Below are 12,903 nucleotides of genomic sequence, written 5' to 3'. Positions count from 1 at the left end.
CTGGCATTTTCCAAGGCAAAACGTGCCCATAAGTACCTGGCAAAAAGTACCGCCCGACCCTTGGGAAAAATAGTGCTGAGTACCGACTCGTGAAAACGCGCTTGTCCATAAACCGATGCCGCCCCGGGGCTAGACTCCGAGTGATGCGGACATATCTTATGAATCTGTAAAGCGCTGACAGCGGCGTCCGTCTAAAATCTGTGGAATTCGCGGGAGTTGTTGCTTTTTGCTAAACTTGTACAGCCGTCATGTCGGCCGCGCTACCGATGCTCCAGGAAAAGCCTGGGCGCTGCGCGCAACGAGTTAACCTAAGGAGAACCTGTGGCACTGACCAAGGAAGAAAAGCAAGCAATCATCAACGAATACGCGACTCATCCCGGGGACACTGGTTCCCCCGAAGTGCAAATCGCCCTGTTGTCCAAGCGGATTAAGGACCTGACCGAGCACTTTAAGACTCACGAACATGACCATCATTCCCGTCGTGGTTTGATGCTGCTGGTCGGCCAGCGCAAGCGTCTGCTGGGCTACTTGCAGGACATCGACATCGAACGCTACCGCAGCCTCAAAGAGCGCCTCGGTTTGCGTAAATAGCAACTAAGCTGGCCGGTCACCGGTCAGCTTTCTTTTCATGCCGGTATTTTCCGGCTGGTATATGTAGGAATCCAGCGTTAATCGGTCCTCGGTAGTGGCCTCCTGGACTGCCGCAAGTATCCCGGTTCGTCCGGTGAGGTTTGCGGAGAACCGGCCCAGTGGGCCTCGATCGATGACCGCCGCGCTGAACAAAGAGAGGGGGCTCCCTTGGAGGGACCCGAAATCACGGCGGCGGAAGCCGTCATCGACAATGGTAAATTTGGCAAGCGCGTCCTGCGCTTTGAAACGGGCCTTTTGGCTCAACAGGCTGCCGGTTCGGCAATGGTCACTCTGGATGGGGAAACCGTTGTGTTCGCAGCCACCACGGTTGGTAAGCAACCGAAAGATCAATTCGACTTTTTCCCCTTGACCGTAGACGTTGAGGAGAAGCAATACGCCGCGGGACGTATCCCCGGATCGTTCTTCCGTCGCGAAGGCCGCCCCGGCACCGAAGCTATCCTGGCGGCCCGCCTGATTGACCGCCCGCTGCGTCCGGCCTTCGTAAAAGGGCTGCGCAACGAGGTCCAGGTCGTCGACACCGTCCTGTCAATCCACCCCGACCACGCTTATGACGTGGTGGCGATTAACGCCTCCTCGATGGCGACCCAACTGGCTGGCCTGCCTTTCTCTGGACCCATCGGCGGCACCCGCCTGGCCCTGATTGACGGGCAGTGGGTGGCGTTCCCGACCTACCCCGAGATGGAACAATCCACATTCAACATGGTCATCGCCGGTCGTGTCGTCAACGAGGGCACTCCCGAAGAAGACGTGGCCATCATGATGGTGGAAGCCGGTGGCGGCGAGTACGCCTGGGACCTGATTCAAGAGGGCAAGCAGGCTCCGACTGAGGACGTTGTGGCCAGCGCGCTGGACGCGGCCAAGCCTTTTATTAAGGAACTGTGCCGTGCCCAATCCGAAGTGGCCGCCAAGGCTGCCAAGGAAACCCAGGAATATCCGCTGTTCCCCGACTACGAGGACAACCACTTTGAGGCGATGAAAGCCGAGGTGGAAACCGATTTGACCGCGGCTATCCAGATTGCTGACAAGCTGACTCGGGAGGACCGCGAGACCGAAATCCGCGATGCCGCCATCGAGAAGCTCGCAGTGGAAGGCGGCGAGTTCGAGGAACAGGAAAAGGAACTTAAGGCCGCCTTTAAGGCTTTGGAAAAGAAGCTGGTGCGCGCCCGGGTGCTGCACGAAGGCAAACGTATCGATGGACGCGGGCTGAAAGACATCCGCTCTCTATCCGCTGAGGTCGAGGTGCTGCCCCGAGTTCACGGCTCGGCTCTGTTCCAGCGCGGTGAGACCCAGGTTCTGGGTGTGACCACGCTCAATATGTTGCGCATGGAACAGCAGTTGGACAATCTGTCTCCGATGACGCACAAGCGCTATATGCACCAGTACAACTTCCCGCCCTACTGCACCGGTGAGACCGGTCGGGTCGGTTCCCCCAAGCGCCGTGAGATTGGTCACGGACACCTGGCGGAGATGGCCCTAGAGCCGGTCATTCCGGCTCGCGAGGAGTTCCCCTACGCGATTCGCCAGGTCAGCGAGATTATGGGCTCGAACGGCTCGTCCTCGATGGGTTCGGTTTGCGCCTCTACGCTGTCCCTGCTGAACGCGGGCGTGCCGCTGCGCGCCCCGATTGCCGGCATTGCGATGGGTTTGATGAGCGAACCGGGCGAAAATGGCACCCAGTTTGCGACCCTGACTGACATCTTGGGCGCGGAAGACGCTTTCGGCGACATGGACTTCAAGGTCGCTGGCACCAAGGACTTCATTACCGCCCTGCAGCTGGACACGAAACTTGACGGCATTCCTGCCGACGTTTTGAAGGGCGCCCTGGGTCAAGCCCGCGACGCTCGCCTGAAGATTCTGGACGTGATGCACGCCGCTATCGACGGGCCTGATGAACTGGCTCCGACCGCTCCGCGTATCCTCACCGTGAATATTCCGGTGGACAAGATTGGTGAGGTCATCGGCCCGAAAGGAAAGATGATTAACCAGATTCAAGAGGATACCGGCGCCGAACTGACCATTGAGGACGACGGTACCGTCTACATCGGGGCGGATAACGGTCCGGCCGCGGAAGCCGCTCGTGACGCCGTGAACTCGATTGCGAATCCCCAGATGCCCGAGGTCGGCGAACGTTTCGTGGGTACCGTGGTGAAAACCACTACCTTCGGGGCGTTCATTTCCCTGACCCCCGGCAAGGACGGTTTGCTCCATATCTCCCAGATTCGTCGCCTGGTCGGCGGCAAACGTGTGGAAAACGTCGAGGACGTGCTCCAGGTCGGTCAGCAGGTTCAGGTCGAGGTCGCCGAAATCGACCAGCGCGGCAAGCTCTCCCTGCACGCCGTGGTTGACGATGAGGACGGCGAAGCCGCAGCGGATTCGGGATCTGAACAAAGCGAAACTTCTGAGACGCCCGACCCGCGCGACTGTGAACGCCGCGATCCGCGTGATAGCAACGAACCGCGCCGTCCGCGGGAGCGGGCTCGCCGGCGGACGCATCGTGCCCGCAGCGAGGACGATCGCGACTTCTCCTAGAGTCCTGCTGTTGAAAACTCTGGTGGCTCGGCGGGGGATATTCCCTCGCCGGGTCACCTCCTAAAGGAGATTATCAATGAATCCAGCTGGCACGTCTGGCGCGCCGTTTTTGCCAATTGTCCTCTCTGGCGACATTGGAACGTATGGTTACGTGCGCTCTTTCTACGAGAAATGGCACGTAAAGCCCCTAGTTGTCACCTCTATGGTGCTGGGGCCGATTCGTCACTCCCGACTGTTAAAGGTCATTCCTGTTGACGAGAGCGCTGCGGACCGGAACCATGCCGCATTCATTGAAAAACTCGTTCAGATGGGTCCCGAACTGGTGGCGCGTTACCCGGACACCCCGCTGGTATTGGTTGCGAACCAAGATACCCACGTGGTAAACATCCAGAAAAATGCCTCCCGTTTGACTCCGTTTTATCGCTTTGCCTTCCCCAGCGTGGATGTCATCGAACTGACCAATGATAAGGCACATTTTGCCCGTGCTGCCGAAAAGTACGGGTTACGGGTTCCCACGACTCTGGAGCTCAATCTTGATGCCGGAACGACCGCGCTGATGGATGCCATCACCGAAACCTTGGGGGATAAATACCCGCTCATTATCAAGCCGTGCCAGTCCTACGGCTACGAACGGCTGTCTTGGCCGGGCAAATCTAAGGTTTATACAGCTGACAATCCGCGCCGGGCCCGAGCGATTCTGGAGGAGCTGGAAACGCATACTGCCGGGAACCCGGACGCGCGTCGGTTCGTGGCCCAGCCGCGGGTGTCCGGAAATGACACACACAACCTGTCCATTACGGTGTACGTGGATGCGGACAAACGGGTTAGTTTCCTGGGGTCGGCTCATGTGCTGCTGGAAGACCATGTCCCGACCGCCCTGGGCAATCCTGCCGCGATGATTACGGAAAGCTACCCGGATTTGTATCGTCAAGCCAGTGATTTCCTGACCGGCATCGGCTGGCACGGGTTCGCAAACTTTGATGTCAAGGTAGACAGTGCTACCGGTCAGGCCTATTTCTTTGAGGTCAACCCCCGTATCGGCCGGAACCTGTATTACAACACCGCTGCCGGAAACAATCCGCTACCAGCTTTGATTAATGACCTCATCTACCGCCAGCCCACGGAGCCGGCGACCCACTTTGACACGATTCTCTATACCGTGTTGCCGATATGGCTGATTTTGAAATACACGACGGGTCAGGTGCGTCGTCAAGTCCAGTCGCTGCACCGGGCGGGCCAGGTCTTTAATCCGTTGCTGGCCCCGGCAGAAAGGCAGTTTTCCCTGCGATACCTGCGGCGTCGTCTTTATGTGTGGATTTCCACCCAGCGGCATTGGTCGAAGTTCAAGCACAACTATCCGCTGGAGGCGCTAGCGGCAGACGGGCGTGCCTCTTTCGATACCGCCCAGCTGCGCGCGCAACGCTAGCCTCTGCCCTCTAGCGGCGTGACTCCGCCAGGGCACTGATGAGCAAGGCGACTCCAGAGGTCCCGAATATCAGCAAAATCAGTGCCCACAGTGACACCACGACGCCCAGGGCGGCCCCGAAAACAATCAACCCAATCAGGATAAATACCACGCTGAAAGCGATGGCGGCCAAGCTGCGATGTTCACGGCGGGGTTCCAAGGGTGGTTCCGGTGTTTTCTCTGGCTCCAAGTTGGGGGAGAGGGAGATGGTTTCTGTTGTGTTTTCCATAGTTGTCACCTGTTAATTGTTCTCAATGCTGGGGGCTTGGTACGGAGAAGGTGCCGTGGGTGAATCCGGAGCAACTGGCGTGGCGGGTATGCTCGGTGTCCCGTTGGGCATTCCGGAGGAACGCGGGGTTCCGTTTACGGGGTCAAACAGGTTGTCGCCGGGTTTCCACTTGCTGCCACCGGGCTGGAACAGGTCGTTAAACCCGTCTTGGTTGATGTCCTTCCACGGACCGGCCTTGCCTGCATGAATGTCAGCGAGGGTTAATGTGTTGTCTATGTTCAGTTCAGATACGTCTTGTCCGCCCAGTGCTATGGGCTCACCCTCAACTCCGCTGGCCCTACTAATCTCGATAGTTCCGTTCCCGGACACGGCACGGCGGCGAAACTCTCGCAGTGCGTCGCTACTTTCGTTTTCAGAGCCGACCTCGGTGCTGTTGTATTCTTCCAAATCGGCAGTCATCAAATCCCGGCCATTCAACACATAGTTGACCAAGAAATGCCCGTCAGGTAGCACCGCCCCGTTCCATAAATCCACAGGGGGACGTTCATAGAGCGACACGGTTCCGTGTGCCAAGTTGATTTCGATAGTTTGGGGTTTTGTCTCTATGTTTCGCGAGCCATCAGATAGCGGAACATCGTGGCGAATTTTTAGTTTCGTCACATCTGAACTGCCCAGGCTGATGTTTGCGGCCTCATATTCCTTGGTTCGATCCACGAATTCCACGCGCTGATTGCCGTCCATAGTGAAATATTGCGGACGGTGTTTTTCAACGGATGAGGACTGTAAAAAGGTTTCGCTCATGTCCCATTTGCTGTCTTTCAGGGTGGAAGTCGTCACGTTGCCCTGGGCTAAGTTGATTTCCAGGTCAACGTTTTGTTCTGGCAGCGTATAAATTGAGACATTCCCGTTAACCAGATTGACTGTGATGGGTTTCCCCAGGTTCGTGGCACGCAGGTCTATGTTCGCGTTGCCACGAGCGGCGTTGAGTTCATCTCCGGGGCGTAAATCATTGCTCTGGTAGCTGAACGTTTCGGGAAAATTGCGCCAATCAATGCTGGAACGCAGTTCGCGCAGTTGGGGCATCACGGACATTCCCACTGTTGCCAGAGGTAGCGTCACGAACAGAATCACCAGTGGGGTGACGATGGCGAGCCAGCCTGTCCGTCGCTTTTGCAGGGCTGCCACCAACATTCCACCCCCCAGCACCATCGTCATCAGACCGACAACCAACAGACCCGAACTTAGCGGATCAAGCACTCCTACCAGGGACATCAGGATACCGGCGAAAAATGACAGCAGAACCAATCCGCCGACCGTGAGACTGAGGGTGCGGCTCGGTCCGGGAATGCGTGGCGCCAGAATCGCCTCCGGCTGCGGATACGATGGCGCAGACAGGGGAGAGGAATTGCCAAAAGGTGTCGCATAACTCGCGGCGGGAACGCTAAAGCCCGAGTTGGGAACCGTAAAATTGGTGGGGGCAGCTGTGAAGCCGGTGGCGGGTGCTGCGTGGGAAGCGGGAGTATCGTGAAGGCCGTCAGCGGGGGCTGGACCGGCGGGTGCCTGTGGCGTGGAAACGAAGCCAGTGGGTCCGGGAACGTAAGCGTTCGCGGCTGGCAGGGTACCGGCCTTGTTCCGGTTCATAAAGTGGACAATGATTAGCACCACCACGGCTATGGGGGCCAGTAACAGGCACAAAACCAGGAGTATGAAAAAGAACGCGAGTATATCTCCGAACCCGCCCCCGCCGTCCCAAATGTCAAAAATGTTGAACAGGAAAGTGCCTTCGGGCAGCATCCGCATCGCCCCGAAACACATTAACAGGATTGACCCGGCAACACCACCGCCCTGGTTAGGTACGCCGGCACGCCAATCGGTCCACAAGCTGCGCCCGGTGGTTTGGCTGGGCATCCACAGCCACAGCGCCCCGTAAAGCAGGGGAATAAATCCAAAGAACAGCAAACCGACCACTGCCAAACCGCGGACAATTACGGGGTCTATGTTCAGGCGTGAGGCAATTCCCGCGCAAACTCCACCAATGACCCGGTTGTTGGACCGCATCCAGGACTGTCCAGTGGAATCCGAGCCTCCAGGGTAGCCTCCCATGCTCGCGGTTCCATAGTTTGCGCCGCTGCTCGGGAAACTGCCCGAACCGGGGTAGCCCGCAGAGCGGTAGTTCGTGTTGCCCTGATACGGCGCTCCCGGGTTAGGTGTGTGTGGGTTCGGGGTTCCCGGGTTAGGTGTGCTAAATCCGGCAGCCCCAATCCCGTTTGGATCCGCTGAACTAAAGGGAGTCGTCCCGCCAGCCGCGGGGGCGTCGGTAGTCGCATTCGTCACTGGAGTCTCGCCATCGCGGGGAGACTCACCTCCAGCGGGTGGAACAGAATCGGATATATGTTCTGGGTTCGTGTTTTCGTCCATGTTTCCATCATTGCTGCTGTCGCGCCCGGCGGCTATGGGGGTTATCCCTGATTTCCCCCTGATTAATCCCTTAAGCCGGGCGAAACCCCGCGTAACCGTGGCAAACTGGATTTATGACAACGTCACATCCAGTCCCCCTCGCACGCCCTGCGCTGTGCCGCCCCGTGCCGGGGACGGTTCTGCCTGGAAAAGACGGGGTTGTGGCTGGGGTAGCCGCTGGACTGGCGTTGCATCTGAAAATGCCTCTCTGGCTGGTGCGGCTCATTCTGGTGGCTTTAGCTCCCACCGGGGTCAGCATTCTGTTCTACGCCTGGTTGTGGATTTTTGTGCCGCGGGGAAACCCTTGGGGAGAGGTGGGGGTTCCTTTTTCCGGAGATTCGCGGTTGGCGAACCCTAACGCGCAGCTCAAGGGGTACTTTGGTAGCAATGGCCGCTGGCAAAACGTGACGGTTCCGGCAATTTTGCTGGCACTGGGGTTAATTACTATCGCGGTGTTGGGAGCTTATTCCGGTCCGAAAATCATGAATGATTTGCGTCCTCTCATCGCGATCGTGGTTCTCATCACCGGCATCGCCCTCATTTGGGTGGGGGCTTCAGCCGGATCATCTCCAAACGAGCTGCGAATGGGACGGTTCCTGGGTTTTGCGATTCCGGGTGCTCTCCTGGTCATTTTTGCAGTTATGTTTGGGCTGTCGGGAACGATTAGCCTGGGGGACGCACTGCGTGGGGGATTCATCACTCTGGTCGTCATCGCAGCGCTAAGCCTGGCGGTATTGCCGCTGTGGGCACGATTTTGGATGTCCTACAAGGCATCATTAGCTGAGCAAACCCGCCAAACTGTCCGCGCCGATATGGCTGCTCACCTGCATGATTCAGTGCTGCAAACCCTCGCCCTGATTCGTGCTCGAGCCGACGACGCCCCGGAAGTCGCGAAACTGGCTCGTGCCGAGGAACGTCAGCTGCGCGCTTGGCTCTATGAAGATAGGGGTTACGCGGACGCATCTCTGTCCCAAATTATCAAGGATCTGGCCGGCGAAATCGAGGATCGTTACGGAGTGGTTTTGGACACGGTCACGGTGGGAGACGCGGTTCCGGGATCGTGGTCTGAGCCGCTGGTGGCGGCGACCCGGGAAGCCTTGACGAACGCGGCTCGCCACGGAAAGCCCCCGTTTTCGATGTATCTGGAAGTGGGGACGCACGCGGTGGAATGTTTCGTGCGTGATCACGGTGACGGATTCGACATTGCGGCTATCCCGCAAGGCCATCAGGGCGTGAAACATTCCATTATTGAGAGGCTGGAGCGCCACGGCGGCGCCGCGACCATTCGGTCGGGACCTGGCGGCTGCGAAGTCGCAATGAAAGTGCCCCGTCAAACAGGGGAAAACTGAGGGAGGACAATCTATGAGTGACGGAAACGCGAACCCGGCTGCTGTTGGGGAACACCCGAAGTCCCCCATTTCGGTGCTGGTCATCGACGATCACGGGCTGTTTAGGGCGGGAGTGATTGCCGAACTGAGCAAGTATCCCGACGAAGTCCAGGTCACGGGAGAGGCGGACAGCGTGGAGGACGCTATTGCCGCAGTGCGCCAGTCCGTTCCCACGGTGGCCCTGCTGGACGTGCACTTGCCGGGTGGTCACGGCGGCGGGGGAGCAGAAGTCGCGGCGGCCTGCATGGGGGTGCCGACCCGGTTCTTGGCACTGTCAGTGTCTGACGCGGCAGAAGACGTGGTGGCGGTCATACGGGCGGGAGCCCGCGGCTACGTGACCAAGACTATTGCCACGCCTGACCTGGTTGATGCCATCGTTCGGGTAGCAGGGGGAGATGCGGCTTTCTCGCCCAGGCTGGCAGGCTTCGTGTTGGATGCGTTCGGGGCAGCGCGTACCGACATGGTGGGCACCGATTCCGAACTCGATTCCCTCACGGAGCGAGAGTTTGAAGTCATGCGCCTCATTGCGCGGGGTTTCGCTTACAAAGAAATTGCTTCCGAACTGTATATTTCGGTGAAAACTGTCGAATCTCACGTGTCCTCCGTGCTGCGCAAACTGCAGCTGTCCAATCGTTACGAACTGTCTAAATGGGCTCAAGATCGGCGCATCGGCTGAGGGGGGCGGGAGACTTCCCTGGGCGCGCCGTAAGGTGAAGCAAACCGTGGTGAGATGATAACGTAAAGGCGCTATTGTTTTCGGGATAGAAAAGGATTATTGATGCAGCGCTCCGTGGTAGCTCCCCATGTTACCTCCGGCTTTACCCAAGCACGTTATCCTGCTATCGCGCGTACATCCAGTCGAGTTTTGTTGATGGTGTGGGAGGCGCTGCCTTCGGAATGTGCAGCTTCTGCCCAGGCAGAGCAAGGCAGCACGGATTCATCCAACTATAAAGAACCGCATTATCCCCGACTGTGTCCGACCAGTCTTTGTTTATCACGGTCTTTTGACAACGGTTTAACTTGGGAAGAGCCTCGCCTCTTGGTGGCGGGAGACCCACAGAACTTTCTCGGGTTTCACGTTCCGTCATTTCTGCATGACCGCGTGACTGGGCGCATGTTCTGTTTCTATACCCGTTCCCTGGTGCCTAACTGGGATTTGCCTCAGGCTCAAACGGCGCTTTTTGTCGCGTGGACAGATGATGATGGCTTGAATTGGCAGCATCAAGATATCACTTCCATGATTATTGCCGGACGGAACTTTACAATGACTTACATTCCGCGAGGGCGTGGTACACAGTTGACCGCGGGGCAATGGTCACAGCGCCTGTGTCACGCGGGTGTCATCGTAGACGAGTCGGGGGATCGCAAAGCGGTGTTTATCGGCTCTGACGACCACGGTTCCAGCTGGTGGTCCTCGCCTCCGGTCGGGACGAATGTAGATTATTGCTCGGCGGTGTCAAACAATGACGGATCCGAAGTCATGCTGCTGATGAAAACTCAAGGTTCGACAGCGAAAACATGGGCGATATCCACTGATGGCGGTCGCAGTTTTGGACAGCCCACCGCCGCGACGGACTCCCGGCTCATCAATATCATGAGTCCGTTGGAGGAAGTGTTTCACGGGGCTCGTCCTGGAACCCCTCATGCAAACGTCTTTAGCTACATCGGCGAACGCACTGTGTGCAACGGGGACTGCACGGTGCTGATGCTGTCTACCGACGGGGCGCTCTCGTTCAGAGAAGCGGCGGTTTTTGATGTACAAACTTATGGCGCTATCGACATCGTTTCTCTGGCTGACCAATCTAAGTTTGCTGTAGCTTACGAAGAACCTGACGGAGTTGTTTGCGAAATCTTGCCTTTTGCCGAACTCAGTAGCATCAAGGAATTAGCGGAACAGTGGGCTAACCAAGCATGAATGATTTGTTTTCTACCCTTGCTGAAGGTTCTGGCGGTGAGATTCCCCTGTCAGCTACTCTGCCGCGCGGGGCGGTCGCGCAGCCCGATACCCCCGACGTGTCCTCCGATTTCGCGCTCTGGTCCGGAGTGGATGCGGCGCGCCGCGAGGACTGGAGGTCTCGCCAAGTTGCGACAATCGTGGACGGACTGAACCCGGAACAGCAAGCTGCGGTGACTCACGAGTCCGGTCCGGTCCTGGTAATGGCAGGAGCAGGTTCGGGCAAGACTCGCGTGCTGACCCGGCGGATTGCGTGGCTATTGGCGACCGAGCGAATCCGCCCTTGGGAAGTCCTGGCGATTACTTTCACCAACAAGGCAGCCGCCGAGATGCGTCAGCGGGTGGAGACCTTGGTCGGCAACGCCGCGAAATACATGTGGGTATCGACTTTTCACAGTGCCTGCGTGCGGATTTTGCGCTCCGAAGCTGACACCCTGGGGGTGACCCGCTCCTTTTCTATCTATGACACCGCCGACACGAAAGCCCTGTTGACGCGCATCATCAAGGGGCGGGGGCTGGATCCGAAACGCTTTACCCCGAAGTCTTTTGCCGCCAAAATTTCCCAAGCCAAAAATGAGCTCATCACCCCCGAAGCGTTTGCCCTAGACGCTGGCATCGACAAAATGAGCCAGCTCACGGCCGAAATCTATACCGAGTATCAGCAGCTACTGCGCCGAGCCAACGCGTTCGACTTTGACGACCTGATTGCATCCACGGTCTATCTGTGGAAAGCCCATCCAGACATTTTGGCGCGCTATCGAGCGAAATTCCGCCATGTTTTGGTGGACGAATACCAGGATACGAACCCGGCGCAATATGAGCTGATTCGCTTACTCACGATGGGCGCGGCGGGCGACACCCAACCGCCTGCCGAACTGACGGTGGTGGGGGACTCGGATCAGTCGATTTATGCGTTCCGCGGTGCCACGATTCGCAACATTGAGGAATTTGAGTCGGATTTTCCCGGCGCCACCACGGTTTATTTGGAACAGAACTACCGTTCGACCGGCACGATTTTATCCGTCGCGAATGCGATTATTTCGGAAAACGAGGGGCGGCGGAAAAAGAACCTGTGGACTGAATCCGGGCAGGGTGTGCAGGCGGTAATGTACGCGGCTGACACCGATCGAGACGAGGCTGCTTTCATCGTTCGCGAGCTACTCACGCTCCGCCAGGAAGGTACATCTTGGGACGAATTTGCGGTGTTCTACCGAACCAATGCCCAGTCGCGTTCACTGGAGGAAATGCTGACACGGGAGGGTATCCCGTACCGGGTCGTGGGAGGTACCAAGTTCTATGATCGGCGCGAGATTAAGGACGCTATCGCCTACCTGTGCGCCGCAGCGAACCCTGCTGACGATGGCAACCTGCTGCGGGTGTTGAACGAACCGAAACGTGGCTTGGGAGATAAAGCGGTGGCGACTATCCGCGAGGTGTCGTTTAATGAGGATCTCGATTTCGGCCAGGCTTTGCGTCAATTCCTGCCGGGAGGAACCCATCACGGCGACTTGAGTGCAAAAGCTAGCGCGGGAATCGCCGAGTTCGTGGGCGTTTTGGACGCGATGCGGGCTTTGGATGCGGCGAGCGCTCCGTTGGATGAAATCTTGGACACGGCTCTGGAAGACAGCGGGTACCTGCCGAAACTGCGGAAGTCTAATGATCCCCAGGACGACGCGCGGGTGGAGAACCTGGCGGAACTGCGTAACGTGGCTCAGGACTTTTCCCTTTCCGAGCCCGATGCCCGCCTGGCGGATTTCTTAGAGCGGATCTCCCTGGTGGCAGACGCGGATCAGCTCCCTGATACCGCTGCCCAAGCCGAACGCCCTGCTGACTCCGCGTCCCCTGCCGCCTCGCCGGAAGTGACCCTGATGACGGTGCATACCGCGAAAGGACTGGAGTTCAACACCGTGTTCGTGACCGGGATGGAAGACGGATTGTTTCCGCACTCTCGTTCCTTGGAAAATCCTCAGGACGTGGCGGAGGAACGTCGGCTCGCTTACGTGGCGGTCACCAGGGCGCGTCAGCGGCTGTATCTGACCCGTTGCGCTGCGCGTACGGTCTTTGGAGAGACGGTAACCATGCCGGCTTCGCGGTTCTTAAACGATATCCCCGCCGAGCTGGTCGATAACCGGCGCGAAGCCACCACTGTGGACTATTACGGTGGGCTAGCGTCCCGCGGTTACGGCGAGCCGGCGAGTTCCGCTTACGGTTACGGCGGGGGGGGGGGGGG

Annotated in this window: 9 protein-coding genes; 7 read left to right on the top strand and 2 right to left on the bottom strand. The window is 58.1% G+C overall.

Annotated elements, in window-relative coordinates; genetic code table 11:
- Positions 1-321 precede the first annotated feature (321 nt).
- The 3 genes from rpsO to AC5LBQ_RS08540 all read left to right on the top strand — a co-directional run bounded on the left by rpsO (position 322) and on the right by AC5LBQ_RS08540 (position 4,606).
- Entirely contained in the window at positions 322-591 is a 270-nt protein-coding gene (gene rpsO / locus AC5LBQ_RS08550) for a 30S ribosomal protein S15 (RefSeq protein WP_282921900.1), read from the top strand.
- Between the two features lie 207 nt (positions 592-798).
- Entirely contained in the window at positions 799-3,180 is a 2,382-nt protein-coding gene (locus AC5LBQ_RS08545) for a polyribonucleotide nucleotidyltransferase (protein ID WP_298633658.1), read from the top strand.
- Positions 3,181-3,256: 76 nt separating this feature from the next.
- Entirely contained in the window at positions 3,257-4,606 is a 1,350-nt protein-coding gene (locus AC5LBQ_RS08540) for a carboxylate--amine ligase (RefSeq protein WP_493265210.1), read from the top strand.
- A gap of 10 nt (positions 4,607-4,616) precedes the next feature.
- Here the strand turns inward: AC5LBQ_RS08540 and AC5LBQ_RS08535 are convergent, their stop codons facing one another.
- Entirely contained in the window at positions 4,617-4,874 is a 258-nt protein-coding gene (locus tag AC5LBQ_RS08535) for an MFS transporter (protein ID WP_282921897.1), read from the bottom strand.
- A gap of 12 nt (positions 4,875-4,886) precedes the next feature.
- Positions 4,887-6,932 carry a PspC domain-containing protein gene (locus AC5LBQ_RS08530; protein WP_493265211.1) on the bottom strand — a complete coding sequence of 682 codons (2,046 nt, stop codon included), beginning with the start codon at positions 6,930-6,932 and terminating at the stop codon, positions 4,887-4,889.
- A 473-nt stretch (positions 6,933-7,405) separates the two neighbouring features.
- Here AC5LBQ_RS08530 and AC5LBQ_RS08525 point away from each other — a divergent pair, with 473 nt between their 5' ends.
- The 4 genes from AC5LBQ_RS08525 to AC5LBQ_RS08510 all read left to right on the top strand — a co-directional run.
- Positions 7,406-8,680, top strand: a complete 1,275-nt coding sequence (locus AC5LBQ_RS08525) for a PspC domain-containing protein (protein ID WP_493265209.1) — start codon at positions 7,406-7,408, stop codon at positions 8,678-8,680.
- A 13-nt stretch (positions 8,681-8,693) separates the two neighbouring features.
- A complete protein-coding gene (locus AC5LBQ_RS08520; protein WP_493265208.1) occupies positions 8,694-9,395 on the top strand; it encodes a LuxR C-terminal-related transcriptional regulator in 702 nt (233 codons plus the stop codon).
- Between the two features lie 102 nt (positions 9,396-9,497).
- The gene (locus AC5LBQ_RS08515; protein ID WP_493265207.1) at positions 9,498-10,634 is read left to right on the top strand and encodes a sialidase family protein; all 1,137 of its coding nucleotides are present in this window, start codon (positions 9,498-9,500) and stop codon (positions 10,632-10,634) included.
- Positions 10,631-12,903: ATP-dependent helicase (locus tag AC5LBQ_RS08510; RefSeq protein ID WP_493265206.1), on the top strand; the 2,273-nt coding region annotated here is incomplete at its 3' end. The genes AC5LBQ_RS08515 and AC5LBQ_RS08510, both read left to right, overlap by 4 nt.

This window comes from Mobiluncus sp. (genome assembly GCF_985070215.1).
Note: the sequence above shows the minus strand (reverse complement) of the source record. Positions and strands in the feature narration are given on the sequence as shown.

Coding starts and splice junctions, on each gene's coding strand:
- AC5LBQ_RS08520 (WP_493265208.1), top strand. CDS start 8,694: ATGAGTGACGGAAACGCGAACCCGGCTGCTGTTGGGGAACACCCGAAG.
- AC5LBQ_RS08540 (WP_493265210.1), top strand. CDS start 3,257: ATGAATCCAGCTGGCACGTCTGGCGCGCCGTTTTTGCCAATTGTCCTC.
- AC5LBQ_RS08530 (WP_493265211.1), bottom strand. CDS start 6,932: ATGCGGTCCAACAACCGGGTCATTGGTGGAGTTTGCGCGGGAATTGCC.
- AC5LBQ_RS08525 (WP_493265209.1), top strand. CDS start 7,406: ATGACAACGTCACATCCAGTCCCCCTCGCACGCCCTGCGCTGTGCCGC.
- AC5LBQ_RS08515 (WP_493265207.1), top strand. CDS start 9,498: ATGCAGCGCTCCGTGGTAGCTCCCCATGTTACCTCCGGCTTTACCCAA.
- AC5LBQ_RS08535 (WP_282921897.1), bottom strand. CDS start 4,874: ATGGAAAACACAACAGAAACCATCTCCCTCTCCCCCAACTTGGAGCCA.